This window comes from Candidatus Zixiibacteriota bacterium (assembly GCA_018820315.1).
In the GTDB taxonomy this organism is placed as follows: domain Bacteria; phylum Zixibacteria; class MSB-5A5; order JAABVY01; family JAHJOQ01; genus JAHJOQ01.
This window is the reverse complement of record JAHJOQ010000088.1, coordinates 14,533-40,737: the sequence shown is the minus strand read 5'-3', so window position 1 is coordinate 40,737 and position 26,205 is coordinate 14,533. Positions and strand designations below refer to the sequence as shown.

At 49.2% G+C, this 26,205-nt stretch carries 24 protein-coding genes; 11 read left to right on the top strand and 13 right to left on the bottom strand.

What is annotated here, in order from left to right; all coding sequences use genetic code 11:
• Nucleotides 1–165: 165 nt before the first annotated feature.
• Nucleotides 166–3,735 carry a hypothetical protein gene (locus KKH67_08470; GenBank protein MBU1319218.1) on the bottom strand — a complete coding sequence of 1,190 codons (3,570 nt, stop codon included), beginning with the start codon at nucleotides 3,733–3,735 and terminating at the stop codon, nucleotides 166–168.
• 911 nt (nucleotides 3,736–4,646) lie between these two features.
• On the opposite strand from KKH67_08470, the gene KKH67_08465 reads away from it, so the two are divergent.
• Both KKH67_08465 and KKH67_08460 read left to right on the top strand, forming a co-directional pair.
• On the top strand, nucleotides 4,647–5,330 hold the full coding sequence (locus tag KKH67_08465; GenBank protein ID MBU1319217.1) for a hypothetical protein: 684 nt from the start codon (nucleotides 4,647–4,649) through the stop codon (nucleotides 5,328–5,330).
• 155 nt (nucleotides 5,331–5,485) lie between these two features.
• Nucleotides 5,486–6,271: a hypothetical protein gene (locus KKH67_08460; GenBank protein ID MBU1319216.1), complete on the top strand. Its 786-nt coding sequence runs from the start codon at nucleotides 5,486–5,488 to the stop codon at nucleotides 6,269–6,271.
• A 277-nt stretch (nucleotides 6,272–6,548) separates the two neighbouring features.
• On the opposite strand, the gene KKH67_08455 is transcribed toward KKH67_08460, so the two are convergent.
• On the bottom strand, nucleotides 6,549–7,046 hold the full coding sequence (locus KKH67_08455) for a hypothetical protein (GenBank protein MBU1319215.1): 498 nt from the start codon (nucleotides 7,044–7,046) through the stop codon (nucleotides 6,549–6,551).
• Between the two features lie 592 nt (nucleotides 7,047–7,638).
• Entirely contained in the window at nucleotides 7,639–10,422 is a 2,784-nt protein-coding gene (locus KKH67_08450) for a cytochrome c3 family protein (GenBank protein ID MBU1319214.1), read from the bottom strand.
• Nucleotides 10,423–10,839: 417 nt separating this feature from the next.
• Between KKH67_08450 and KKH67_08445 the strand changes: the two genes are divergently transcribed.
• From KKH67_08445 to KKH67_08430, 4 genes are all read left to right on the top strand, one after another.
• Nucleotides 10,840–12,357 carry a NapC/NirT family cytochrome c gene (locus tag KKH67_08445; protein ID MBU1319213.1) on the top strand — a complete coding sequence of 506 codons (1,518 nt, stop codon included), beginning with the start codon at nucleotides 10,840–10,842 and terminating at the stop codon, nucleotides 12,355–12,357.
• 178 nt (nucleotides 12,358–12,535) lie between these two features.
• Entirely contained in the window at nucleotides 12,536–14,476 is a 1,941-nt protein-coding gene (locus KKH67_08440) for a cytochrome b/b6 domain-containing protein (GenBank protein MBU1319212.1), read from the top strand.
• Between the two features lie 18 nt (nucleotides 14,477–14,494).
• Entirely contained in the window at nucleotides 14,495–14,656 is a 162-nt protein-coding gene (locus KKH67_08435; protein MBU1319211.1) for a hypothetical protein, read from the top strand.
• Nucleotides 14,657–14,877: 221 nt separating this feature from the next.
• Nucleotides 14,878–15,426 carry a cytochrome c family protein gene (locus KKH67_08430; protein ID MBU1319210.1) on the top strand — a complete coding sequence of 183 codons (549 nt, stop codon included), beginning with the start codon at nucleotides 14,878–14,880 and terminating at the stop codon, nucleotides 15,424–15,426.
• A 111-nt stretch (nucleotides 15,427–15,537) separates the two neighbouring features.
• Here the strand turns inward: KKH67_08430 and KKH67_08425 are convergent, their stop codons facing one another.
• Genes KKH67_08425 through KKH67_08405 form a run of 5 tightly spaced genes read right to left on the bottom strand, consistent with a single transcriptional unit; the run spans nucleotide 15,538 to nucleotide 17,902 of the window.
• Nucleotides 15,538–15,843 carry a hypothetical protein gene (locus KKH67_08425; GenBank protein MBU1319209.1) on the bottom strand — a complete coding sequence of 102 codons (306 nt, stop codon included), beginning with the start codon at nucleotides 15,841–15,843 and terminating at the stop codon, nucleotides 15,538–15,540.
• A complete protein-coding gene (locus KKH67_08420) occupies nucleotides 15,840–15,986 on the bottom strand; it encodes a hypothetical protein (GenBank protein MBU1319208.1) in 147 nt (48 codons plus the stop codon). The genes KKH67_08425 and KKH67_08420 overlap by 4 nt, the downstream gene beginning before the upstream one ends.
• Nucleotides 15,979–16,455, bottom strand: a complete 477-nt coding sequence (locus KKH67_08415) for a PIN domain-containing protein (protein MBU1319207.1) — start codon at nucleotides 16,453–16,455, stop codon at nucleotides 15,979–15,981. The genes KKH67_08420 and KKH67_08415 overlap by 8 nt, the downstream gene beginning before the upstream one ends.
• Nucleotides 16,455–17,204: a hypothetical protein gene (locus tag KKH67_08410; protein ID MBU1319206.1), complete on the bottom strand. Its 750-nt coding sequence runs from the start codon at nucleotides 17,202–17,204 to the stop codon at nucleotides 16,455–16,457. The genes KKH67_08415 and KKH67_08410 overlap by 1 nt, the downstream gene beginning before the upstream one ends.
• Nucleotides 17,205–17,206: 2 nt before the next feature.
• Nucleotides 17,207–17,902 carry an IS1595 family transposase gene (locus KKH67_08405; protein ID MBU1319205.1) on the bottom strand — a complete coding sequence of 232 codons (696 nt, stop codon included), beginning with the start codon at nucleotides 17,900–17,902 and terminating at the stop codon, nucleotides 17,207–17,209.
• Nucleotides 17,903–18,215: 313 nt separating this feature from the next.
• Here KKH67_08405 and KKH67_08400 point away from each other — a divergent pair, with 313 nt between their 5' ends.
• Nucleotides 18,216–20,144, top strand: coding sequence for a M28 family peptidase (locus tag KKH67_08400; protein MBU1319204.1), 1,929 nt, complete (start codon nucleotides 18,216–18,218; stop codon nucleotides 20,142–20,144).
• Nucleotides 20,145–20,222: 78 nt separating this feature from the next.
• Here KKH67_08400 and nrfD read toward each other — a convergent pair whose 3' ends face one another.
• The 3 genes from nrfD to KKH67_08385 are packed head-to-tail and all read right to left on the bottom strand — an operon-like array spanning nucleotide 20,223 to nucleotide 22,972.
• Nucleotides 20,223–21,440 (bottom strand): polysulfide reductase NrfD, encoded by a 1,218-nt coding sequence (nrfD, locus tag KKH67_08395; protein ID MBU1319203.1) that lies wholly within the window; start codon nucleotides 21,438–21,440, stop codon nucleotides 20,223–20,225.
• A 15-nt stretch (nucleotides 21,441–21,455) separates the two neighbouring features.
• Entirely contained in the window at nucleotides 21,456–22,229 is a 774-nt protein-coding gene (locus KKH67_08390; protein ID MBU1319202.1) for a 4Fe-4S dicluster domain-containing protein, read from the bottom strand.
• Entirely contained in the window at nucleotides 22,226–22,972 is a 747-nt protein-coding gene (locus tag KKH67_08385; protein MBU1319201.1) for a hypothetical protein, read from the bottom strand. The genes KKH67_08390 and KKH67_08385 overlap by 4 nt, the downstream gene beginning before the upstream one ends.
• A 223-nt stretch (nucleotides 22,973–23,195) precedes the next feature.
• On the opposite strand from KKH67_08385, the gene KKH67_08380 reads away from it, so the two are divergent.
• From KKH67_08380 to KKH67_08365, 4 genes are all read left to right on the top strand, one after another.
• A complete protein-coding gene (locus KKH67_08380) occupies nucleotides 23,196–23,348 on the top strand; it encodes a hypothetical protein (protein MBU1319200.1) in 153 nt (50 codons plus the stop codon).
• A gap of 361 nt (nucleotides 23,349–23,709) precedes the next feature.
• A complete protein-coding gene (locus KKH67_08375) occupies nucleotides 23,710–24,072 on the top strand; it encodes a DUF2089 domain-containing protein (GenBank protein ID MBU1319199.1) in 363 nt (120 codons plus the stop codon).
• Entirely contained in the window at nucleotides 24,069–24,350 is a 282-nt protein-coding gene (locus KKH67_08370) for a hypothetical protein (GenBank protein ID MBU1319198.1), read from the top strand. Before KKH67_08375 ends, KKH67_08370 begins: the two co-directional genes overlap by 4 nt.
• A gap of 11 nt (nucleotides 24,351–24,361) precedes the next feature.
• Nucleotides 24,362–24,793: a hypothetical protein gene (locus tag KKH67_08365; protein ID MBU1319197.1), complete on the top strand. Its 432-nt coding sequence runs from the start codon at nucleotides 24,362–24,364 to the stop codon at nucleotides 24,791–24,793.
• 139 nt (nucleotides 24,794–24,932) lie between these two features.
• Here the strand turns inward: KKH67_08365 and KKH67_08360 are convergent, their stop codons facing one another.
• Both KKH67_08360 and KKH67_08355 read right to left on the bottom strand, forming a co-directional pair.
• Nucleotides 24,933–25,502, bottom strand: coding sequence for a biotin transporter BioY (locus KKH67_08360; GenBank protein ID MBU1319196.1), 570 nt, complete (start codon nucleotides 25,500–25,502; stop codon nucleotides 24,933–24,935).
• A gap of 91 nt (nucleotides 25,503–25,593) precedes the next feature.
• On the bottom strand, nucleotides 25,594–25,764 hold the full coding sequence (locus KKH67_08355) for a hypothetical protein (GenBank protein MBU1319195.1): 171 nt from the start codon (nucleotides 25,762–25,764) through the stop codon (nucleotides 25,594–25,596).
• Nucleotides 25,765–26,205: the final 441 nt, after the last annotated feature.

Genomic DNA, 26,205 nt, shown 5'->3' with positions numbered 1-26,205 from the left:
TCGACCGGACCGCAGGGCAGGATTGACCCAAGCCCGCCATGTCCCCACGCGGAACGTGTGGCGTTGTTTTGACGTCCCATTTCATGCTGCGCATGATTGTCAAAAGCGCAGGGCTTTGACCTACAGCTTCTGGCAGGCTTCGGGGAATCCTGCCCTACTACCCTGCTACTGGCAGCCCTCACACGGCGCAGGACCACCCGAAAAGATGAAAGCTATCAGGTAAACCGCGTCATCTATATCTACAGCGCCGGAACAGTCAACATCTCCTGCCTCCACAGGGTCGGGGGCGGGGCCACCTGTGAAGATATACGCAATCAGGTAGACGACATCATCAATGTCTGTTGCACCATCGCTGGTGACATCGCCGCAGTCAAACATGAGAACCGTGACAGTGAATTGGAGATCGCAGGTCGCAGCGCATTCATCAACGAATGTGACGGTTATGTCAAGAGTGTCCGGGCCGGTCGGAGTGTATTGCCAGTTGCCATCTACAACCTCACCCGGACCTTCGGTCACAGAGCAACCGGCAAGGTTGCCGTCTGGATCCGTCGCCGACACCGGAACGAATATCGTCTCAAGGGACACCATCGAGACTGTTGTATCGCCTCTCGATCCGCAGACCGGCGGCGAGTTGAATTCAAAAATGGCTCGGAAACTTTCATCACAATATTCACCGCAGTCATCGGTGCAGCGCACCGTTACATCCACCGTATCGCCGATCGACGGGGCATATTGCCAATATCCATCGGCAACGGATCCGGGACCCTCAAGAATCTCCCAATCGACTATGTTGTCGTTCGGATCTACAGTTGCCAGCTGAATATCCATCTGATCTTCCGAGCAGGCGAGTACGGTGGTATCTCTCTCATCCGAGCAGACCGGAGGATCATTAAGATCGAAACCTACCGTAAATGTATTCTCGCAGAAAGCTCCGCAATCATCGGTGCACGCAATAGTCACGTAAACAATCTCACTCATCGATGGAGTATACTGCCAGTATCCATCGACTATCGAGCCCGGTCCGACAGTGATCTCGCAATCAGGAGTGCCACCATCGGGATCGAACGATACGACTGGCAAACTTATTGCCGACGGTGCACCGCAGTGCACGACTGTTGTATCTGTCGGTTGCACGCAGACGGGCGCATAGTTGATATCGAAAATGACCTGAAAACTCGTCTCGCAGAATTCACCGCATTCATCAGTGCATCTCACCGTTACATCGGCAGTGTCCACACCCATCGGAGGTGTATATTTCCACGCGCCATGAACCATGGCTCCCGGTCCTGATATGACTTCGCACCCGACTATATTGCCGTCGGGATCGAACACCGACACCATTCGTGAAACCATAGCCGGAACACATTGGACGTAGGTCGTGTCGGCTGGCGGAATGCAGGTCGGCGCAACATTAACGCGGATCATGACATCGAATGTGCTCTGACACTCCAGACCTTCCGAATCGATACACTCGATAGTCAGTGCGACCGTCTCGCTGCCCGATGGCATATAGCACCATTCACCGTTGGCGATTTCGCCGGGACCGGAAAGCAGTGTCGGACCCGACTGGAGATTACCGTTCGGATCATAGCAGCCAACCGGGAAGCAGACCTCTGCAAGGTCGCAGAGGAATATGCTCGTATCACCGGGGCATTGACACAGCGGAGGAAGATTGACATCGGTGACCTCGGCAGTGTTCTGATACGGCAAGAAATTGTGTTTCGTGACGGTGACATGCATCTCACCGAGCGACTCCGGTGCGGGTATGAGAGTCACATTTCCTAAGCTGTTCGTGTAGCCGGTCTCGAAGACTTCGCCATCGATCCACAAGCAGACATAAGCGGCTTCGACCACTCCGCCGCCGAATTCATCGACATGCACTGCAAACTGCGATGATCCTGTCGGCAGGAGTGGTGGATACGAGACAGTGAAGCTGTCCGGAGAATCTGTCCAAACCGGCATTTCCGGTTCTCCGAGAAGGCTGAGCGTGTATTGACAATACTGCCAGATACCGGAGCCGGGGCAACTGTTCTTCGCATACGCCATTGCATCGCCCAATCGGTACATGCTCCCGCTGAAAAGCGCTTCCCACCAGTATATGTCCATCGCCGACGACAGCGAAAGCGGATCGCCGACATAGAACCAGCCGCTGCGCGTGTTGCCGGTAAAGGCGACGCCACCCTTCAGGTCGTTGTAGATTACAAAGTGTTCGGCTATGCAGTCATTATAATCCATTTCATTTGCATGACAGCCTATCGAGAAGATTACACTCATTCTGCCTGTATTCGTGAATGCATCTACATTGTTGCTGCTGATATACTGGCCGTGATTCCGGTCACCCGTGCCCATTACGCTGTAGTTGCTGTGATCGCAATGATTGAAGAGATTCTGCCCGTCATTCATCGCGCTTATCAAATCAGAGAGATGATTGCTGGACTGGCTGTCATATATCTTGATTACATCGAAGTTCGAGGGAATATATGCGGTGTCGATCAGTTCTTTAAGTTCCTCACCTGCAGTCAATGTGTAGTATGGCGGGTCAGTTGCGATTGTAAGGTCCATTCCGAGAATAGTGGCATCAAGAATGTAGTTCGATAACTCCGGATCGATTTCGTATTTCAGGACTTTGTCGATGAATCGCTGTATCTGCGTCGGATCATCTGCAGTCACTCGCCCGACGAAGACCTCGACATCCCAGTCGTCGTCATAGTCCGCGTAATAATGATCACTTGGGATAGTCTCGCCCTCGTAAATCTTCGATTTGAATGGCACATCCCCATGCTCTCCACCAATCAGGAAGTAGATCGTGCCCCAGTTGTCATGGGCATCGATAACGAAATTGCGAATCTTCTCCTGATTATTGCTACCGCTGTAGGTGCCGTATATATATGTCGTAGTGACAACCGTATCTCTCACACCCTTCTTGTTGTGCCAGTCGACCAGATCGGAGTAATAGGGTGCATCGGTCGAATTCGCTATGATCACGTGGTCAAACGGTCCTGTTGGGAGCATAGTTGTCGACATCTTGTCGGGAGTCGCAACGATTGGATTAGCGTCCTCGGGATTGGATGCGATCTCGCTAAGCAGTCTCTCGTAAACGAGTCTGCTCTTCTGAGAAGCTGCAGGGGAGAGATAATCGCCGCAGACGTAATCATCGGTTCCTTCGAGTATGAATGTAACCGAAGTCTGCAGGATCAGTTTCTTCTCTGAAGGAACATATTGCAACGGGCAAATTTTTACTGTCGCGAATGCCTGCCCAGCAACGTCAGATTGTGATACGAATCGAGCCATCTCAGAGGGATAGCGGTCACTCGATGCATAGACTGAAACATCCGGTTCGATGAAGACTGCATCATCCGTCGATTCGCTTATTCTCAGTGGAGGCTGAGCGGGGAAGATGGAATATGTCCCCGGCAAGACCACTTCATCCGAAGATACTACGCGGAGTGATTGCACATTCAATCCTTGCGGCAGGGCAATTCTTAATACCTTGCACGGAAGCCACGGCTGCCCCAGATTGGTGAGATAGTCACACTGACGCATACGGACGATATCGAAGCCATTAGCTTCGTCGAGTTGAAAATCAGATTGTGAGAATTCGGAGGTGTACTGCATTTGCCCTGCGTTAACGTCAGAGATTCCGAGCGCAAGGACAATTGCCAGGCAAGCCAGACAGAGTCGCAGGGTTGCGGCTGACATGTTGTCATTACTAATCTTCGATGCTGTCGTTCTCATATTCTATGTGCCTTTCGAGTTGCGAGGGTCGAACACCGACCTCGCTGCGGCATCCGACTTCACTAAGAAGAGTTCTGTTCGGATGCGCACGAATAAACATAAACCTATTCAATCCACATTAATGGCGGGTAAAATCCGTTATTCTTTTAAGTATAAGCAATAAAACAACTTTGTCAACAAGTGATTTGCCTTAGGATGGGCATTTTCATACCATAGACGATTTCATCGCAATGCGCAATTCCATCTGAAACCAATCAGATGAGGTTTGTCGAGGCTCCCACAGCATTTCCCCTTTCCGCTTGACTTCACAGCAAAATCATAATAAACTTGACTTCGCGTCTCGAACGCTCACATGCCGGAGTGGTGAAATTGGTAGACGCACTGGACTCAAAATCCATTTTGAACATTTTTGTAAGTCTCTGTCAATAACCGCATCCCTCTGCAAGCCTTGATATATAGGGTGAATTCGCGCAAACCCATTTGGAGTACTTTATATGCATCTGGACGGTCCGTAGTCACATTTTGGACACACAAGCTCAAATGAGCTGGCTCACTCTCACATCAGGAATTGGGGGCAGTGCTTTTGCGGATTCGCCACAGATAATCATAAGTCAGTTGGGGCAGGTTGACCACGAAACGTCTTGTTTAGGTTTGTGTTGACTAGTTATGCCGAGTTGCCTATACTGAATATGAAAGGGGATTATTCACAGGTGCGGTTAATACTACTAGACACGGTCGCGAAAAGCTTGAATGCGCCTTTAGGCGCACTGATTCTTACTCTACTCTGCGCAGCTTGCCTTTCCTGCTCGCAGACCGAATCAGATCGAATGATCACAGCAATAGAGATTCTGAGTGAGCAGCTACATTCAGACTCTTGCCTCTCCATCAATGGACGGATGCAGATCAGGAATGTGATTACTTCGAAGTATGATTCACTTATCTTGCTAGATTCGAATTCCCCAAACATTGCCCAGTGGCGAATTGAGATCAGTCTGCTCAATGAAGAGAATAACCGAGACAAACGATTTATCCGCTATATTGATCTTATCGGGCAAGTTCAGGATTACAGGGGCACAGGCGCTATGGGATATCCACTGCAAATGAGTATCGCGCGATTTGATGCTATTAGGGCTGCGGAGTTGTACAAAGACTCAATCTTAATGGGCGAGTTCCTTTTTCCGCTCATTGATTCAATCGAATCCTATGCGAACATTTTAGAACAGGAGCAGCGATGGGCAGAGCATATAGCGTTAAGGGATCTCTACTACCGTGAGATGATCGAATATAGATTAGAGGTACAGGATGCATGCCTGAACTCAAAGGATCATAAGATAAATCCAAAGGTAATTGCGAGAGAGAAGCTAATAGAGGAGTACATACTGCTTCTCCGTCAGAACTGCAGTGGTAACGCGGCATGGGATGCCTTGATACACATAGACAACGCATTTGGAAGGTACAGCTTCATACTTGGGCAGATCTCCAAAGGGATCAATATACCTTTTAACGACTGGCAATATTTCGATAGAAGGGCAGATGAAGAACTCGCACAATTTGAAGTCTATTACGATTCAATCTTGGGGAGTGAGGGCTATTAGAATCGATCAGCAAATACCTTGTGGCGTGGACTATCGTGATGTGGATTAGCAGGAGTATTATCAATCACGAAGTCAGGGCGATTGTACTGACAGACAGAAATCAATGGATTAATCTGAAATTTCGTACACGTATCATCTAAAGGAAGGAAATGATAATGAAAAGATCTATGTGGCTAATGATCGTTCTGTGGGCATTTGAGTGCATTATGTTTATCAACAGCGACAGAGTCGATCTTAGAGCAGAAGTGTTTTCCCCATCTGCCACTACAGCTGACAACTATGATTTCCGTCGCTTTGCAGAGCAAGTTTTGCTTATATTTGAAGGCAGCGAAGTTAGCAGTTCCGAAGATAGTCGAGAGATTTCAGAGATATTTCAGGACCAGATTTCCAAACTTGAAGCCATTTACGCTGCAGAAGCACTCTGTGACACACTATTACAACGATATCCGGACGGCCCTGTCCAAGACACAATTATCACCTATTCAATTGATCTCGAAAAACATAAAAGAACGATCGAATATATCTCACTGTTGATGGCAGTGACGCAGCTCTATATGGTCGAGACTTTGGGATCAGCTGTATGCGAAACAATGACTGCTGTATGGCAAGCTGAGATTGATGCTGGTCTGGATTCTTCCACTCATGCTGGCTCCTCTGTTTGGGCTTTAGCCGATAATCTTATGGAGAGAAATGATCTGGCCGAGCCGATAGAGGAGGTAGGATCTCTCTTGGCCGTCATTCAGCAAAGTTGTAATGGCAAGTCATGTGAGGCATGCAGTAATCTCGCATTTGTCCTGAAAAGGGTCAAAAGGATTGTTGAGTTGGCCTTTAGGCCTGAAGGGACTTATCATAATTATGTAATGGTCACACTCGAATTGAAATTCGATGTGTATAGCCAGCTGGCGGAATTTGAACTGAATATGACACAGATATTAAAGTAGATCACCACTTTGCAGGCCAGAGAAATCGGAAAGGTTGCGGGATGAATCTTCTTATCTCTTATATCCCTCGCCTCACAATAAAACTCCCACACCAATTTGGTCAATCTATCGATGGGGCAGTAATTGCTTGAAGAATAGTCTGCTGTGGCGCTCAGATGGTCTGTGAGCAATGATCAAGCTGAAATGGTAAAAAGGATATGGATGAAGCGATTTACGCTTATTATCCACCCCAAAGTGTACAGTTGGCAGACAGTTTCCGAAAAGGGCTTGATATACGCTACCGACTCATGAGTTTGCGCACAATTTCTGTATACTGGTCAATCTGCTCAGAAATGATATCCACTCCACTAATCTCCTCTTTTTCGAGGAGCGTCACAAAGCCGGAAATAACTACTTCAGTTCTAATGTAGTCCGATTCTGTGCCATAGTATTGGGGAAAGGCCTGCCAATAGAATTGCTCAATTACCAATCCTGATCTCAAGACAGCAGTTGCAGAGCGCGCATTCCCGTAACTGTAGGCCACTCCTGCAATCGTCAGATCTGCAAGACTTCCAAATAAGCTTAACTTAGTGTCAGCATCGACAAGATCGACTGTCGGCCTTAAGCTGTCCCATATCGCTTTCCCAGTGTCATCTATTTCCTTCTGCGCCAGCTTGCCCTTCAAATACTCCTGCAAAACAAAGATGTTCATTGCACGAGATTTTAGTAGGAGAATAGTGGCATTGCAGGGAGGATCAGAAATCTTGAGACTATCTTTCATGAGTTTCTGTGTCAAGCGGATTAGACGCTCCTGTTCAGAACGCAATGGCTGTAGACTCGACAAAGCCGATCTCAGAGCGTGCTCATTAGGCACGGGATATGGATTCATTAGGGCTCCACAGAAATTCTCGTTACTTTTCGCTACGATTGTCGTAATATTTAGATCATTAATGGACAAATGTAGATCCGCTGAGGGTTTGGAACGGACGTAGTTGTCGAGTTCGTGCTCTGCAGGTTCAATCTGTGAAAAGCCGTTCGGACACATAAACAGCAGTATTATTAGGGAAATCAGAGCTCTGCACATTATCACTCTCCTTTTAGGCCGAGTTTCTTTCCTTCAGAAGCAAAGATCATAAATCACCGGCACCACGCCTTCCTTCTGAAGTGTAATCCCGATGAAAAATCCGCCTGCTGTGTTTTGAGGATAAGATACAGTATCCAACTCTGGAGTCAATTCCAAAGAGACAAAATTCCAATATCCAAGCTGTAGTAAATTAGTGTCCATCCTCAACAAACAAAATCCTATCGAAATAGCCAAGTAGGGTGGAACATGTTCCACCATCCTACCCGTGGATGAATCGGTGGAACGCGTTCCACCCTACCCGTCTCTATCTGTATCCAAATATCTCTGCGTAGATAATCAAAATGATTAGCGACAGTCCGATGAATAGCGCTACGGATCCGAATACTCTGATGAATTTCACCAGCACGGGCGGCAGCGGTTCTACAAGGTGCTTTTTGATCTGACGCGATTCGACAAGTTCGCGGTATTCGCCGGGACGATCCTGCTTGAGTTCTTCAAGCGGTACTCGGCCGGTGAATATGACCGTATCCATCGGGAATTTGTCGGGGCGGAAATGAGTGTTGAAGAAATGCACGGTGAATATGAATGCCACCGCGAGCAGGGCCTCGTCTGAGTGGATGATTGTCGCAACATTGATGATCCATCCCGGCAGGAACAGTGTGAAAAACTCCGGGAACCAGAGTACAAGCCCTGTCGATCCGATTATTGCGACTCCCCAGAAGACTGCGAAATAGTCGAATTTTTCCCAATAGGTCCAGCGGCCGTAATTGGGACGGGGTCCCGCGCCGAAGAACCACTTGATAGTGGCCTTGAACTCGCGCCAGTCATTCTTGTTAGGCAGCATCGAGTTTGATCCTGTGAGGACATCTTTCCAGCTCTTCTTCGATGATACCTTGGTCACTATTCGATCGACAATGTGAGCTATGAAGTAGAAGAACGTGATAATAGCACACATCCTGTGAATATAGCCCGCTGATTCAAAGCCACCGAGCATCCCAGAGAGCCATCGCGCCCATCCAAGATATGAGAATTTCAGGGTCATGCCGGTCACTGCGAGTCCCAGGAAACTGATAACGACCAGGAAATGGAGCCCACTATGTAGCGGTTTGAACCGTCTGTATTCAAGGTGGCCGTGATATTTACTGCGCAGAGCCTTATGCTCCCTCATCATCTGGAATGACTTCGGCATCCAGAGGAGAGTGTGCGTGCCGGCGATAATGAGAGTCCCGAGCAGGAGAGAGGTCATGAACCAGAATGTATAGAATAGAATCGGATACTTGGCGCGATCGTGATGAGTCGCATGTGTAAGATACCCCGCGAACTGCCTGTGCGATCCGGGATGACACTTCGCACATGTTGCCACGATGTTTTGTCGTGACAACGTCGAATGGGTATTCACCGGTGGCAGGATGTTGTGCGCACCGTGACAGTCATAGCACTTGGCTGCCGCAGCATAGCCGAGCTTCGAAACCTTGCCGTGGAATGTCTCGAAATATGTTTCCGTTACATCCGCGTGGCACTTCCCACACTGATTCATTATTTTGAGTCTGAATCCGACCTGATCAGCGCGGATGATAGTGTGCGACTGATGACAATCGTTGCAGACGGGCAGACGTTCCTCCGTGTGAGTGACCAGTGGTGAGTGAATACTCTTCGAGAACTGCTCATAAATGCCATTGTGGCACGTTGCGCAGGTCGCGGCGATGTTATCCCTATTAACCGTCGATCTCGGATCAGATGGCGGAAGCTCCATGTGTGCAGTGTGGCAGTCGGTGCACATTGCTGTCACCACCAGGCCACTCTCGAGCAGCCCCTTGCCATGGATTCCCATGGAGTATTCTTCCACAACATCCCGCTCGCCGTTGGCATATCGCTCGGAAGCCTGCATGCCTTCACGGTGACAATTCCCGCAGAGCTGCGGCACGTTTATCGGGAAAGTCGGGGATTTGTCGTCTGTCTTTCCGAGTACGCCGTGAACACCGTGACAGTCGGTGCAGTCGGGCGCCTTCTTGTCCCCTCGCTCCGCAAGCGATCCATGAATGCCGCTGAAGTACATCGCCTCAACTTCGGCGTGACAAATGGAGCAGTCCACTTTATCAGCAACTGTTTCACAGGGACGGTCATGTTCAAGACTCGCTCCGGTATGACACTGTGCACATGTTACACCTCTGTGCATAGAGCCGTAAAGCTCTTCAGACTCTACATAGAGTGAGACTGTGTCCCCGTCGGATACCATCACGAGATCCTTCTTCTGATGGCAATTCAAGCAGTCTTTGTTCGAGATTCCCTCATCGTAGAAGACTTGCCGGATTTCATGCGGAGAGTGGCAGTCGACGCAGATCGGGACTTTGTCCGGCTCTTTTCTCCATACTTCTCCACGGATGACCTTTCGGTGAACTTCCTCAATCTGCCCGTGGCATTTCTCGCACGTCTTCGGAACATTTTCTCTGTAAATAGACGATCTTGGATCGGTGTGTGGAAGGACATTGTGAGCCGTATGACAATCGCTACAGACCGCCGTAACCGTCAGCCCCATCTGGTAGAGGCCAACTCCATGAATACTCTCAGAGTAGTGCGTGAGGATGCTGTCTTTAGGAATATCGTATTTCTGGGTGACAGCAGTGCCCTCTTTGTGGCACGATCCACACATATATGGAATGTTGAATTTGGTAACTCTCGAAATTGGCGAACTGGGTGGAAAAATGTCGTGGGCGCCATGACAATCCCAGCAATGAGGGGCAAGCGGCTCCCCCTCTCTTACTTTCTTTCCGTGCAGGCTTCCGTCATAAATGGATGCAATGTCATCGTGGCACATCGAGCAGTCGACAAGTTCCAGCACCTCGTCATGAGGGAAATCTGCGCCTGATAGATCCTGGTGACAATCAACGCAGTCGAACCCGCCATGAACCGTCTTCTCGTATACACTGAGGTCTATGAATAGTGAAACCTCCTTGCCGTTCCGTTCCTTAGTCAGTTCCTCGTCTTCATGGCACATTATGCAGTCTTCGATAGACTGCGCGAACACCGGTGCAAATCCAAAGGTCGTAACAAGTACCGCCGCCAGAAGCCATTTCAGACAGGTGCTCATATCAAATCTCCAGACACAACACAAGCTCCAAGGGTTCATTTCGCGTCGCAAAGCAGGTCGGCCGACATTGGGATACAAAATAGATGATCTCCTGTATTAGTCAATGAAAATGTGATACTTTTCACAATAAAGACTGATTTTATCGTACATTAAGGACCTCAATTAGAGAATCCACGGCCAGGTTGCTTGTTAAGGGCAATGGATTCTGGTGTCAATCGTATTCATGTGTTATGTCTCTAATTTATAACGGTTTACCGGGATTATTGTAGCCGTGCTCCTGTTAATGCTGATAACTTCCGGCAAACTTGTTACATGTCGTTCTTAGGTGAGACAATTGGCGTGTTTTCCGCTTGCAGTAATCGGACTGATCTTGTATTCTTGTGAGGCATTTCATTTTTTTGCTATAGGAGCGAGCTAATGGCTGAAGTGATGATACGAAGACGGACACTGTTCAGACACCCACTCGCCGCGATCGGTGGCTCATTGATTCTTGTCTCGGGCTTCCTGTTTGTGATGCTGTTTCTTATTGACGTCGGCAGCAGTGAAGACAATCCCTACCTTCCTCTTCTGACCTTCATAATCGTGCCATCTATAGGCGTTGTCGGTGTTCTGCTCTTCTTAATTTCTGTCTGGCTTCAGGTTAGAGCGGCGCGACGAAGAGGCGAGAAAGTCAAATTCAATCTTGCAATAGATCCATATGATCCGGCATATGTCAGAAATCTCCGACGGTTTCTCCTGTTAACAGCAATTCTCATAATAGCCTCGGCTTACGGTGGCACAAGGGCGTACGACGCCACCGAGTCGACTGAGTTTTGTGGGGAAACGTGTCATGAAGTCATGGGCCCACAGAACGTGACCTATCACAATTCGGCTCATGCGCGAGTTGCATGCGCAAAGTGTCACATAGGTCCGGGAGCGTCATTCCGGGTAAAATACAAGTTTGACGGCATACGGCAGTTGTTTGCTACCGCTCTTAATACATTCTCTCGCCCAATTGAAACACCCGTACATAGTCTTCGCCCGGCTCAAGAGACCTGCGAGGGATGCCATTGGCCACGTCAGTTCTATGGCGAGAAAATGATCACGCATACATACTACAAAACGGACGAGCAGAACTCTCCATGGACGACTAAGTTGCTCATGAAAATCGGTGGTGGAAACCCGCGTACAGGGGAAGTCGGAGGTATTCACTGGCACATGCTCTCAGCGAACAATGTCGAATATATTGCTACCGATCCCAAACGCGAAAATATTCCGTGGGTACGACTCGTCACTTCGGAAGGCGAAACTGTAATCTACACTGATCCGTCAGAAGATATTCCGGACATCAATGATCCGGCGACTGAGATCAGGAAGTTCGACTGCATGGACTGCCACAACAGGCCAAGCCATGCTTTCCTTCCCCCAGCCAAATCGATCAATCTGGCTCTTTCATCAGGAAGCATATCTACGAGACTTCCTTACATCCGGCAGGTGGGGCTGGGCCTTCTCAACGCTGACTACTCGACCAAGGAAGAGGCTCTCGCTGCAATTGAATCTGGTCTTTTTGAATACTACAAGTCAAAGTTTCCTGCATTTGCAGATTCTGCGAAGACTTCGATTGAGCAAGCGGCAGATATGTTGAAAACAATCTACGACGCCAGCTTCTTCCCTGAAATGCGCACAGACTACCGCCAGCGCGAAAACAATCTGAGCCATTTCGTCAATGATGGCTGTTTTCGATGTCACGACGGCATGATGCAGAACTCGGAGGGAAAGGCAATATCGCATTCGTGTGAGACCTGTCACCTGATCATCGCTCAGGGACCATCTGAGAAAGTCGAGGAACTCGCAAGTGACATCGCCGGCATCGACTTCAAGCACCCCGAAGATATAGACGAGATGTGGCGGGATGTGAAATGTACAGAATGCCACACTCCTGATACCGGTTATTAGAGCTTTGCGGTACTCGAATTGATTGCCTCGATCTAAATGTGGCCAATGTCACTCTAGTTGTACATGTGATCTTTTTCACAATTCCTGTTGACATGCAGGAGAAAAAACGTCATATTTGTCTTGCTTGTTGAAGCTCGGATGCATATCTGATGATGAAGCACTTCGAGGATAAGACGTTATGAGAAATACAATCATCTCGAGAATTTCCGCAACATTCATTTCCATCACTGTTTTCGCAGGTATCGCCTATTCGCAGGACGCTATGGATTTTGGCAAAGAGACCTGTCTTGAGTGCCATGATGCGTCTGTCGGCGAGAGCGGACAGACTGTTGATGTGGTGCTCAAGTCTTCAATCCATCGGGATTTTGAATGCATCGACTGTCACGCGAGCATCGGGGAACTTCCCCACGAAGAGACATTGCCCAGTGTAGATTGCGGCACATGTCATGGCGATGAGGCGGCCACTTACCAGTGGCATGGAAGATTGAGAATCCCCGATGGACAGGATATTCCGACATGCGCCAATTGTCACGGTTCTCATGACATCCTGCCATCAACGGAGAAGACTTCTTCGACAAATCCTCAGAATCTGCCCAAGACATGCGGTCACTGCCATGAGGACATAGACTTGACCGAGAAGCACGAGATTCTTTACGGTCATGCGGTGGAGGTGTATCAAACGAGTGTGCACGGTAAAGCGTCACTTGGTGGTGTCTATTCCGCTGCGACCTGCAATGACTGCCATTCGACCGGCGGGACTGCGCACCGAATTCTGGCTCCAAATGATACTGAATCAACAATCAGTCACTTCAATATTCCGAAGACCTGCGGAAAGTGCCATCGGAATACTGAGGCCGACTACTGGGAAGGCATTCACGGTAAACTCGTGCTGCGGGGCGAGGTGGATGCTCCGGTGTGTACGCACTGCCACGGCGAACACGGAATCATCTCACCCAGCGATCCTCGCTCCCCGGTCAGTGCGTCACGGCTGGCTGAAGCGACCTGCTCTCCATGTCATGAATCAGCATCTCTCAATGAGAAGTATGGCATTCCGTCGAGACGACTGCAGACGTACGTCGACAGCTATCATGGATTGAAGAGCAAGGCAGGGGATATGACTGTGGCCAATTGTTCGTCCTGTCACGGGGCTCACAGGATTCTTCCGCACACTGATCCGACATCATCCATTCATTTTGATAATCTTAAAGAGACATGTGGTCACTGCCACCCCGGTATCTCATCCGAAATGGCGCAAACTCCTATCCATGGCACTCCCGGAATTACTCAGACTCCCGTGGCCGGTGTAGTGAGACATGTATACATCATAGCAATATTTATTATAATCGGAACCATGGTATTTCACTGGCTGATTGATCTGCGTAAAGAGATTCAGCATGTAATCCGAAAGCCGCAGGTCAGGCGAATGAACTACAATGAGGTCTGGCAGCACAACTTCCTGATGGTGTCCTTCGTGGTGCTGGTAATATCCGGATTTGCACTGAGATTCTCCAACGCTTTCTGGGTGCAATGGTTTTTTGGATGGGAAGGCGGATTCCCTGTGCGGGGAGTCATTCACAGAGTGGCAGCGGTAGTGTTGGTCGGCACGACCCTGTGGCACCTGTTTTACCTCATGGGCAAGCGAGGAACGGTGTTTCTAAGAGACATTTTTCCCGTGAAGAGAGATTTCGAGGATTTTCTGCATATGGTGGGCTACAACCTCGGATGGAAGAAGGACAAACCCAAGTTCGGTCGCTTCGATTATGTGGAGAAGGCTGAGTACTGGGCGCTGGTATGGGGCACCGCCGTCATGATTATCACCGGGTTCTTTCTCTGGTTCGATAACTACATCGTGGCGATATTCCCGAAGGGCGTGCTGGATGTCATGCTGGTCATCCATTACTACGAGGCATGGCTCGCGATGCTTGCAATTTTGGTCTGGCACATGTACTCGACAATCTTCAACCCGACTGTCTATCCGATGAACACCGCGTGGATAAATGGGAAAATGCCCCAGACTATGTATGAGCATCACCATCCGGCCGACACGGAATTGTCCGGCTTGAAAGGGAAAGCTCCTGCTAATGAGACGGTAAAGAAGGACGAGCCGGACCGAAACTGATCGGTAGCGAAGCCCCCGGTGGGTTGTCAATTCGGATTTGCCTATCTCTTCAAACACGGTCTGATTTGGGAAGCTGGGGCGTCATACTATGATCTTAAAGACGATGCCGGTGGCAATGTCTACGGTGATGAAAGTGGACAGTATTTCGTGTTGAGATCGGATCTCAGGATCGACTTCTAAGACAGAGATTACGGTCTCTGTTCATGATCTCGATCGATATTGGCTAAACACAACTACATGCTGCAGGAGGTGTTAGATCACTCCTGCAGCTTTCTTTGATCCAGATCAGATTTTGTATTTTTTTCACAAACAGGAAGAAAATGGTTTGCATTTCGGCTGCCAGAGTGTATAATTTGCGGAAATGAAAATAAGGGAAGAGCAGCAGATAATAAGGAGTAAACATGGCTAAGAAATTGACTCTCATTCTCACAGCGATCCTCTTCGTCGCCGCGACTTTCGTGATTGCGACAGCCCAGGAGGGCGAAAAGACTGCGAAGGCCGAAAAGGTCGAGAAGGAAGTTGTCAAGCACGAGTATGTCGGCGATAAGAAGTGTTCCTGCCACAACAAAGATGGCGTCCATCCGTCATGGCTCGAGACAAAGCACGCGAAGGCGTTTGCTGCACTCAAGCCTGAGCAGCAGAAAGACGCCAAGTGCGTTGGTTGCCATACCACAGGCACCACCGCGAAAGGCGAGTTGCTCGAAGGCATCCAGTGCGAGGCCTGCCACGGTCCGGGTAGTGATTACAAAACTATGAAGGTCATGAAAGACATGAAGCTGGCGATGGAAAATGGTCTAATGATGCCCGATGAGAAGACTTGCTTGAAATGCCACAACGAGAACGTACCGGAAGAGTTCCGCTCGAAAGAGAAGTTTGACTTCGAGAAGATGAAGGCGAAGGGCGTTCATGCCATGCCGGTGAAAGAGAAAGTAGAAGAGAAGAAGGGCTAATCCCTGATCTCATCTCGATATGAAAGCACCTTCAAACGAAGGTGCTTTTTTTGTGTCGATTGTATACTCAACAAACTCAGCTCTTGTCATCTATCTGCAGGGGCAGAATGCTCATTCAGTAAGATGCTTTTTGTCGCTGAAGACGGCGAGCAAACCCGCGGCGATAAGTGTGAGTCCCACGATTTGGACTAACCAACGCTCAATCGAGACCGCGATTTGATTATTAAATAGGGCACCAAAGGCGACATTGGTCTGGCTGTGAAAATCAACTCTTTCGCCCCAAAGAAGGCCATAGCCCGCGGGGATGCGCGCACTTGCGCCTTCGTCAATCACAAGTAAATCCCAAGGCACGTAGATACAAGAAATGAAGATCGCAACCACATAGACAATCAGTATAATCCTCTGGAGTCGATTCATGAGGACTTATCTCTCTTGCGCGATTTCTTCCCGGGCTTAGGCTTCTTGATGTCTTCCTTGGGGATTTGGAGGGGGGCTGATATAAGTTTATCAAAATCGCCGTTGTCATGCTCTTTTTTTCGCGTCGTTGCTCTCTTAGACATCTTCCGCCTCATCTGGAAAATCAATCAATTCTTGGTATGAGATATTGGGGTGTCCAATCCTAAGTTTCGGATTCCCCAGCTTACCATCAAGCTTTGTCAATCCATCATCAAACGTATCGAAGTCGGGCACTTTCAATTGAAGGGCGGTAGCAACGTGAATTGCATCTTTCGGTTGCACATTGTGTTTCCATATCAGTTTTCTTGCTTCTTCAGCAATAGTTCTATCAACGGATCGAACGGCAATGAATGGCTGCTCGAAAAATTCGCTGATAGTGTTTTCTGATTCTTTCGAGAGTCTGGGATGGCCTTTTAGCCAGACCACTTCAGTTAGTGTTATCGCAGATGTAATGATGATCAGTTCGCCATCTTCGGCGAGTTTCTTCACACCTAAACATTTCCCAATCTTTTCGCTCTCGTTGTTGAACCATCCTAGGAACGTGCAAGCGTCCCAGTATCTGCGTTTAATCATCAATTACCTTGCCTGAATATCCCTTTTACATCATCAAAGGAGGGCAGCTTGTCACCCCTTCCAAGGATACGAATGTTGTCTACTTCAATCCTCACAGGAGTGTTGTCTCTGCGATAGTGAACAGTACCGGTTACAGCGATTCTCTTTCTGAACGTGGCGATGAGTTCGTCCTCGTCCACATCCCTCGCAGTGCAGCGTACAGAGTGACCAGTGAGCACATCGTCAACGTATACTTTGAAACGCCTCTTATCCGAAAGAACTGTCACTCGTCCCTCAACAGACCCGTCCTCTGTCCTTTTCACACCGAGAATGTCCTTTACGTGCAGCGAAGTCTTTACGGAAAGGTCTTTGGTTTGCCCCACGTACCTAATCGCCACCCTCGAAATGTCTCCGTCACCATTGCCAATCACTGAGGCCAGTTCATTTGCGTTCTTTAGTGCAGCGTCAGAAAATCCTCTTGGTCGCCTTCTGCCTCTTTCAATCAATCCAAATCCCTCATAGATAGTTTTGGGTATCGACTCCAGGTTCCTCACGACCGTCTCGTCGGCTTCCGGACTCGCCTTGAATACTTGACTCCCCTTCTCAGCACTGATAAGCCAAGTAACGGAATCCTGCCCTTCGGTCAACTCGTCTGCGACATTGCGCAATATCGCCGTGAAGTTCTTGACAATTCGCATGAACTTGGCAGTAGTGATTCTACTACCCTCGATCTTCAGGACAAGAGGTTCGATTTTCTTTTTCTTGGTCATATTTATGAGTCCCTGTACAATAATCTTCTTCCATCAATCCCCTTCAAAGCCAACTGAGCGCGTTCCCCATCACTCCCGTTGCGGCTATTGAAGCCGAAATCAAATTCGCCAATACAGCGTTTCAAATGATGCGCACCGACATGTTGATAAACACCAACTAATCCACTCTTCAGAATGCTGACGTAGTTTTTCACTGTAGTAGCATGTATCGGTCCGCGAGTATATTCCTTCTGTCTATGGTTGACAACTTGATGGTTCAAGAATTCATCATCAACACCACTAAAACTACCAAAATCATCGGTAAAGACTTGGGTATCTTGACGTATCTGCTCTTGCATAATCGGTCCACGAGTCGCGGCAGTTACCGCAGGTACATGAAAAGAACATTCATCGCCGACACGCTCGATCAAGGAGAATATCTTCTCCTTGTACGCGTACCCGCGACCGGGAGTCCCTTTTCTTCGCTTCTGGTTTCCCCAGAAGGTTTCGTCAGCCTCAACCGTCTTGCCAGCCCCGCCAAGCTGTCGAGTGAACACAGGGTCTTTCATGGCTTCCTTGATCCTGTGAGTCATAAACCACGCAGTCTTGTGCGTAAAACTTTGACTACGATGCAACTGATGGCTGCTACTGCCTTTTTCAATACACTCATAAGATAAACAGCCAACAACCATTTGCGCAAGGATATTTTGCTTCTTCAAACAAAGTCTTGGTTTTTACCCTAAACTGCCTACAACAGAGACCCCATTTTGTGACCGACGCCACCGGGGAGTCCTTTCTAACGGTGTGTCGCTGGGCTGCGGTATTAGCTGGTTGCTCCAAATTACACCTTGACAGATTAGCCTATCTTAGTATATTGTAATGAGTTATAGGATGGGTGCGCTCGCGCGCTCGATCCTGAGATGTTCTTACCCGTGTTCTACCAGGGTTGTCCGGGAGGTGTGCATCTCTCGTTTATTGCATCTTTGACATTCGGGACCTCGTATCGTCAATAGAGTACGAAGGAGGATTATTTTGTTTTGGAAGAAAGCTTTAATGGGACTAATCCTGTTGATGGGCATAGCATCAACAGCAGTTGCCGATGACCTCTACAAAGTCAGCATCAACAGCGCGCAGGATGCGCAGATTCTAACTTCGACAGGCGTCGATGGAGTGCTGCTGCTTTCCGACGGTTGCCTCGTATTGGCAGATGCATCATCCAGCGCAAGGCTTCTTCAATCCGGGCTGACCATATCACTGGTCGCGAGCGATGTTGACAAATCGAACCTCGCCATTGACAAGCGAATGGATCGCCAAAATGTTGACAAGTACGAGTTGCTTTTTGATGAGAGTGGTTATCGACTCTTCAGAGTCGACATCCTTCAACTCGGCCAGACTCGTGAACCACTCGATCTTGTCCCGATACATATGGAGAGTATGCGGTTTTCATACAGGAAGCCGTTCGCGCTCTCCGATCTAAAATTCAGTGCTGAGATCGATTATGATTCGATAATATCGCTGGTACGGCAGGATTCGATCACATCATATATGAACGTGCTGCAAGATTTTGGCGGTAGAGTTGCCGGCACTTCCTCCAATTACGAAGCTTCGGCATGGATCAAGCAGAAACTCGAATCTTACGGCTGCGATGAGGTCATATTTGATGAGTTCACTATTCAAATCGACGGCATTCCTACGGGCTGCCGCAATGTCATAGCTCGTAAAATCGGATCACTCTATCCCGACAAGCATGTTGTAATCGGAGCGCATCATGATGCAGTTCCCGGCTCTCCCGGTGCTGATGACAACGGAAGCGGCACTTCTGCTGTCATCGAAATAGCTCGCGTTATGCGGAACATCGAGACACCCGTAACTCTCATATATGCCACGTTTGATGCTGAAGAGTTAGGCTTGCATGGCTCGTGGCATTATGCGGACAACGCTGCTATTCGCGGAGATGACATAATTGTGATGCTGAATATGGATATGATCGGTGACGAGTATAACTATGATTACGCATGGCTGAATCATGCATCCAATTCAATGTATGCTCAGGTATGGGCGGATCTTGCAAACCAGTATGTTGGAATATACGGAATCCTTGACGGTTGGGCCGGGGGAGGGTCGGATCACCATCCGTTTCAACAGAATGGTTTTGAGGTAGCGTACTTGCACGAGTACTATTTCTCGAGCGTCTATCATTCGCCTTACGACAACACATCACACGTCAACTTCGATTATCTCACTCGTATGATAAAGGGAATGACTGCTCTGGTGGCATTTCTGAATTCTGACGATAGAGATCTTGACAACATCCTCAACGATGCAGACAACTGCCCGGATGCCAACAATCCTCTTCAGGAAGATGACGACGGCGACTTAGTTGGTAACGCATGCGATAATTGTCAAGATGTATATAACCCGGAGCAGTACGACGAGGATCATGATGGTGTAGGTGATCACTGCGATGGCAGGATACACGCTATGGCTTACGATGTCCCCTACGGGATCATCGGTGAGCCATATTTCTACCAGTTCTCAGCGATCGGCGGCATCGAGCCTTACTACTGGACGCGCATTCTTGGGCAGCCCCCCTACGGTTGCATATTCACCGGTGGTGCGGTCGGCACAATATCGGGCACTCCATCGTGGCCCGGTCTTTACTTCATAATGATAGAGCTGGCTGACTCAGACACATTGCCGAAATATGATACGATTGGCGTATTCATCGACATATATGAAGAGGAGCCACCGCCTGATTTCATTTGCGGGGATGCCAACAACAGCGAAGAAGTCGACATTGATGATGTTGTCTATCTGGTCGCGTATATTTTTACCGGAGGGCCCGCACCCATTCCATTTGATGCAGGCGAAGTAGATTGTTCAGGCGACATCGATATTGATGACATCGTCTATCTGGTGATGTACATATTCTCCGGCGGCCCGGCGCCATGCGATTGCTGAGTTTGGAATACTGTCCTGGACTCAGATAAGATAGGTATTTCTCCGGGAAGATCGAATCATGCGCGCGAACTGCCGATTCTATCCTTCCGCTGAAATCGGACCGCCGTCTGCTGCCGGGGGCGACTGTGTCTGTGACCACGGTGGAAGGACTTTGATCAGCGCAAATAGTATGATGAATGGTAAGATTAGAAGTAACCCTGTCATCAGGATACCTTCCAGTCCGAACAATTCGAGTTTGTAAACTGTGAGGCCGCGAAGGCTTTTCGAGAAGAGCTGTCCGCCGATAACGACATTCCATCTTGTGCTGAAGATGCCGACCTGGACGAGTATGCCTCCAAGGAAATATAGAATGCGTTTTAGCTCGTTGGGGACTCTCCCGAATCTCGCCACTATTATTGCGATCAGCGGGAAGAGAGTGCCGAGCACGATCTGAGTAATGATAAGACTTATAAACAGTCTGCTGGAGATCATCTGCGACAAAATATCGATTGATTCTTCCGATTCATAGAGGCGGTGAATGAAATCGAGTAATTCCAGCGAGAAGTCGACGATCATCGCCAGAATCAGAAATTCAGCAAGCTTGTTCAGGCAGGCCATGTTCAGCGGCTTCCATCTGAACATGGTGGTGATCATGTAGATAAGAAGCATCAGAGCGATTCCTGACACTATTGCAGAGAAAAGAAACACTATCGGCATCAGAACGCTGCTCCACCATGGGTTTGCCTTGACTGACCCGAAAATGAAGCCTACATACCCGTGCAACAGAAACGCGGATGGAATCCCGATGATAGTAATGAACTTGCCAGCTTTGTGGTCGAATCTGACTGACTTTTCCGAAACATCCCTCGATCCGAGGCTTAAGAGAAGGTAAACGTATTTCATCAGGCCAGTCTTCTTCTTCGACCATCCTACAATGTCTTCACGATAATCGAACCAGATTTCCAGCAGCAGTACCACCATCAGATACCAGGCATACACAAACCCAAACATTGCCATCGCCGATTGCGTGTGCGGGGTCAGAAACATCTCATAAGATCTTTCCGGATGCCCGAGGTGTGCCAGGAGCGGAAGCGGTGCGATTATCATGAAAGAGAGGGCCGACAACAGAGAGAGTCTGTAAACCGGCTGCAGAGCATTCACGTTGAACACGGCTTTGAGCGATGCAAGGATGAACGCACCGGCCACAAGTCCCGTAAGATACGGATAAACTACGATCAACAGTTCCCAGTGCAACTCGAATTCGTTTGGATAGACATATCCCACTGTACCCTGAAGATCGGCCAGAATATGAATCAAACTCGCTGGCATTGTCTATCTGACCTCCCCGTCTGCCCCTGCATAATAAACCTTTGGCTTGGTGTTGAGCCCCGGCTTGAGAACGGAAACATCGTTAAACCTCAGGAACCGTCGTAACGGACTGCTCTGCTTGCCGATCTCACCGAACACCCGCGCCTGAGTCGGACAGACCTCAACACAGGCAGGCAGAAGGCCCCTTACAATGCGATGATAGCAGAAAGTGCATTTGTCGGCCACCATCTTGGTCGGGTGCAAATATCTTGCTCCATAAGGGCAGGCTTGAATACAGTATCGGCAGCCGACACAGTAGTTGTCGTCGACCAGCACTACACCATCGCGGCTCGAAAAAGTCGCACCGACCGGACAGACCTGTACGCAGGGCGGGTTGGCACAGTGGTTACAGAGTTTTGGAACAAAGAACGACCGCAATACATCCGCGCCATGCTTCGCCTCAGGGAATCCGTCGATTCCACCATTCGGGCTGTCCACGATTGCCTCTCCATCGGCAGCTATAATATATCTTTCTACCCACGTGCGGAAAAAGAACGGCTCGGTCGGGACCTTGTTCTCTTTCTTGCACGCGTCAGAGCAGCGGCCACAGCCTATACACTTGTGAATATCAATTCCCATCGCATAATTGTGCTGGGTGGGATCATAGTGAGTGTCATCAGTATCTGACAGAAGCTGCTTTGCTCCAATCGTCGAGCAAATCAGCAGGAGTCCTGGCAGCTTGCGTGTTGTGTTCGCAATAAACTCTCTGCGAGAGATACCCGGCTTGTCGTCTTTCATTGATTTGCCTCCGGATGGTGCGGGTAGTGGCAGTCCCAGCAAAGGTATCGTTCTCCGTGTGCATTGAGATCAATCCGCGGTATTTCTCTCGGACTGTCGGCATCCTCAGAGTGACAACCCCCACAGAGTTCTCTGGTCGATGGTTTCTCTGCTCGCACGAACCTTGGATTGATCCAGTGATCCTCCGGAACGACATGGCAGGTCGTACATGTGAGAGTGGCGTGGTGCGATACCATCTTCTGATTGGAGATTTCACGGTGGCATGCGCTGCATTCTTCCGGCGCGTGTGGAAGTACCGGGTTGTGAGGATCATGGCATGTCATGCATGCCCTGCCTGGATTGTGTAATTCAGCCAATATTTGTGGAAATCCTGACGGTCTCGACGGATTGTACCCGTGACACAGCGGGCAGTAACCTCGACCACGTGGGGCGCTCGGAGTGAATTCATCGGGAGCATCAACATGTTCGGCAGCAGGGCCATGACAGACCTCGCAGGTGAGCCCCGAGTGATTCGATTCCTGCTTGATCTCGAATATGTCATCGTGACAATCAAAGCAGGCGTTGGAGCCCGCGTACGATATATCAAGTGACGCAATCTCATCCACAGCATCTGCCCTGTAATGGCTGTACTCTCCGAAGGAGTCTGGCACTAGAAGCTGGCGGGCCACTATCAGGGCAGCAAGAGCTGCCGCGAAAAGGATAGCGAGGGGGATGAGCTGCTGAGGAATGTTGCGAAAATTCAACTTGATATTTCCGATTGCGTTTCAATAAAAGTTCAATATTTTGTATTTACTGAATCGGGATAATAAAAGTCAAGATATATTTTCAGAAAGCGCTCTCTCATGGCAGACCTGTCAAATGGTTGGACGTGTCGGAATGTCGACTGAATCTATCCATGAGGAATTTGCTTCTGGAATCAATTCACAATCTATCCGTCGGTAATCGACCCAACGAAGGATGGTTCTAATGAGTACTTATGTTTCGATGCTCTTCATCGTCATCGGCGTGTCATTAATCGCCGTAGTCGGCCTGCTTGGACTGATACTCCTCGAAGTGAAACGAATACGGGATGAAGGGCGAGGTCGGACAGCCAAGAGACTTAATTCGATTGCCAATTAGCAGCCGAGTGTCGACCGTGTTTATCTTCTCAAGAGGTATTTCTGTGCCTACTTGAAATAGTCCTCCAGGTAGAGACTGATGTATATCCAACTTCGTACGCTGCAATTGTGGTAGAGAGCCTCGTACCAGCTGCCATCTCTCTCCCAGCGATATCTCATCCCGGTAATCGCGTCGCGTCAAGACGATCTCTTCCCCTGCAATCATGTAACAATTTGCATGACAACGACTTCAGAAGCAGGGATTTCAGTGTTGGAGGTTCTAAGCTGCATCATAAGGAAAAATCAATTACATGCTACTTTTCGCGCAACTTTATTAATCATAAGTCGTACATTAATTCAGAAAATCAATTATCGGAGGATATATGGTTAAAGAATGGCAAGAGTTGACTCGACTTACGGGCGATGAGCCTATAATTGTTGAGAGCGTACGGATCACCGGGAAGGACATTGCCATTGAAGGTGAATTCGAGCTGCCACCCCTCGCCAGACTCGCTCCGGAAGACCAGGTGTTTGTGGCAGCCTTTGTACGAAGCCACGGGTCTATTAAGCAGATGGAGGAGCTGTTCGGTGTCAGCTATCCGACGATCAAGAACAGACTCAATCGGATATCTGAGCAACTCAGCTTTGTTGAGATCAAGCCTATCGCAAGCAATGCAGAAGTTCTCGAGCAGTTGGAGCATGGGGATATCTCAGTCAAAGAGGCTCTGGAAAGGATGAAGGAATGATGTTCCCGCCGGCAATAATCAGGATACGGATCATAGAGAGAGGCTGCAGAAAAATCCGACTCTGGCTGCCAGTCTTTCTTCTCTGGCCGCCGCTGCTGCTGGTTGCGATTGCAGCGATCCCGTTTCTGCTGTTTCTGATCATTATCAAGCCGTTCATCCCCGAGGTCAGGAGATTCTTGAGGAAGCTCCACAGGTTGGTGATGCTTTCCTGCTCACTAAGGGGACTGCGCATTGAGTTTGAAGACGAAGAGGATGAAATTCGATTGCAAATAGTATGAAGGAGGAAACGATGAGTGACGATCGTAGCAAGATTCTGGGTATGCTCAAATCGGGCAAGATCAGCGTGTCGGAAGCAGAAGAGCTGCTGGATGCTCTCGGCAAGACCACGGAGAAGTCATCGGAGCCAGCGGCGAAACCAGAGAGTTGCGGCAGAGCGAAGTACCTATGCGTGATGGTACAGGCGGATGAAGGCCGCCACGGCAAGTGCGAGAATGTCAATATCAGGGTCCCGCTTGCTCTGGTGAGAGCCGGTGTGAAGATGGGTTCGGTAATTCCGACGCATGCTCGCGAGAAGATCGATGGCGCTCTTAAGGAGAAAGGGCTGAACATCGATCTCGAAAATATCGACGACGCCCAAATCGAGCAGATCGTCGAATCGCTGAGAGACCTCAATATCGACATCAGTTCGGACAACGAAAAAGTCCGGGTCTATTGCGAGTGAGTCGACGCTTTTTTCCCGCGGGCGGCAGACTTCCCGGTCTGCTCTGAAGGTAGGGAAGAATCCCGGAGCAGAGCGGAGTGGTTCTGCCTACTTGCTGGATTCCGTTTTCAGCGGAATGGCAATGGTGAGCGCACTGAGATTACCGTTGGCCGATAAACTTCCAAAGTGACGGCAGAATAACCGCTGCAAGGCTGATCTTCAGTACTGCGCCCGGCACAAATGGCGTCAGTCCTACAGTGAGAAGCGATAATTCCGGAACGAATTTGGCGAGCCATGAAAGCCCAAAGAGGAATATGATCGCAGTGCCTATTGTCATTGCGATGATCGATTTCAGATAGCTTCGGTCCCATCCGCGATCTGCCAGAGAGCCGGCAACGAATGCAGCCACAGCGAAGCCGAGAAGATACCCTCCGGTTGGCCCGAAGAGCGTTACTAAACCGGCCTTGCCGCCCGCGAACACCGGCAATCCCGCAGCACCTTCGAGAAGGTAAGCGCAGACGACAGCGGCACCCCGCACTCGTCCCAGAATCATGGCGATCAACAGCACACCGAATGTCTGGCCTGTGATTGGAACCGGAGAGAATGGCAGATTGATCGAAATATATGCTGATGTCACCAGCAGCAGATTGAATCCAAGAAGAATCGGAATTTCCATCAGACGGCTCGATGGCCTGCATACGTTGTAGATTGAGACTGTCTGTGTGTTCACCTGATGCTCCTTTCGGACAGACCTGTGAATCGTTCTGATGCCGAATTTACGCCCCCCGGTATGAATACGCAAGAAATATGTCTTGAATTACTCAACGATATATCTCAGATCCCGGTCTCATGTCAGCGAGCGTCTTCAAATCGGCAACCTCAAGATCGGGTGTTGCCGCCGCCTCGGGCGTCGCACCGGATACCTCGAATCCCTTGCGTCTATTCACCCGCACGCTCGTCATTCCAAGCTTGTTGGCCTGCGCAAATGTCATGAAACAAGCTCCGCGCGACATGCAATACCCCACTCCCAATCGATCAATGTGCCGTAGCAATCAAAACTGAGAACTTCTAACCTACCGGAATCGATCACTGCTACGACTCCCGATATATCTCGTTATGATTCGCACACATTATCATAGAGGCATCGATATTCTGATATCGCACGATCCCAACTGAAGTTATCAAGCATTTCATCGAACGGGCAGGAATCCTTTCCTGCACGATTCACTCGGCTGTCAGGAACGGATTCCTGACAGTGCGGGGCGGAGATCGCCGCGTCGCTCCGCTCCTCTCGATGACGACGATGGGCGTATTTGGACTTTTTCAACACGCCTTCTCAACGGAATGACAATGCCTGCGGCATCTGTAACAACGATATACTTACCTTGACCGATCTGGTTCAATATCGTATATGATATCTTAATAGGCAGGCG

Coding starts and splice junctions, on each gene's coding strand:
- KKH67_08470 (MBU1319218.1), bottom strand. CDS start 3,735: ATGAGAACGACAGCATCGAAGATTAGTAATGACAACATGTCAGCCGCA.
- KKH67_08460 (MBU1319216.1), top strand. CDS start 5,486: ATGAAAAGATCTATGTGGCTAATGATCGTTCTGTGGGCATTTGAGTGC.
- KKH67_08450 (MBU1319214.1), bottom strand. CDS start 10,422: ATGAGCACCTGTCTGAAATGGCTTCTGGCGGCGGTACTTGTTACGACC.
- KKH67_08445 (MBU1319213.1), top strand. CDS start 10,840: ATGGCTGAAGTGATGATACGAAGACGGACACTGTTCAGACACCCACTC.
- KKH67_08440 (MBU1319212.1), top strand. CDS start 12,536: ATGAGAAATACAATCATCTCGAGAATTTCCGCAACATTCATTTCCATC.
- KKH67_08430 (MBU1319210.1), top strand. CDS start 14,878: ATGGCTAAGAAATTGACTCTCATTCTCACAGCGATCCTCTTCGTCGCC.
- KKH67_08425 (MBU1319209.1), bottom strand. CDS start 15,843: ATGAATCGACTCCAGAGGATTATACTGATTGTCTATGTGGTTGCGATC.
- KKH67_08420 (MBU1319208.1), bottom strand. CDS start 15,986: ATGTCTAAGAGAGCAACGACGCGAAAAAAAGAGCATGACAACGGCGAT.
- KKH67_08415 (MBU1319207.1), bottom strand. CDS start 16,455: ATGATTAAACGCAGATACTGGGACGCTTGCACGTTCCTAGGATGGTTC.
- KKH67_08410 (MBU1319206.1), bottom strand. CDS start 17,204: ATGACCAAGAAAAAGAAAATCGAACCTCTTGTCCTGAAGATCGAGGGT.
- KKH67_08390 (MBU1319202.1), bottom strand. CDS start 22,229: ATGAAAGACGACAAGCCGGGTATCTCTCGCAGAGAGTTTATTGCGAAC.
- KKH67_08380 (MBU1319200.1), top strand. CDS start 23,196: ATGAGTACTTATGTTTCGATGCTCTTCATCGTCATCGGCGTGTCATTA.
- KKH67_08375 (MBU1319199.1), top strand. CDS start 23,710: ATGGTTAAAGAATGGCAAGAGTTGACTCGACTTACGGGCGATGAGCCT.
- KKH67_08370 (MBU1319198.1), top strand. CDS start 24,069: ATGATGTTCCCGCCGGCAATAATCAGGATACGGATCATAGAGAGAGGC.
- KKH67_08365 (MBU1319197.1), top strand. CDS start 24,362: ATGAGTGACGATCGTAGCAAGATTCTGGGTATGCTCAAATCGGGCAAG.
- KKH67_08355 (MBU1319195.1), bottom strand. CDS start 25,764: ATGACATTTGCGCAGGCCAACAAGCTTGGAATGACGAGCGTGCGGGTG.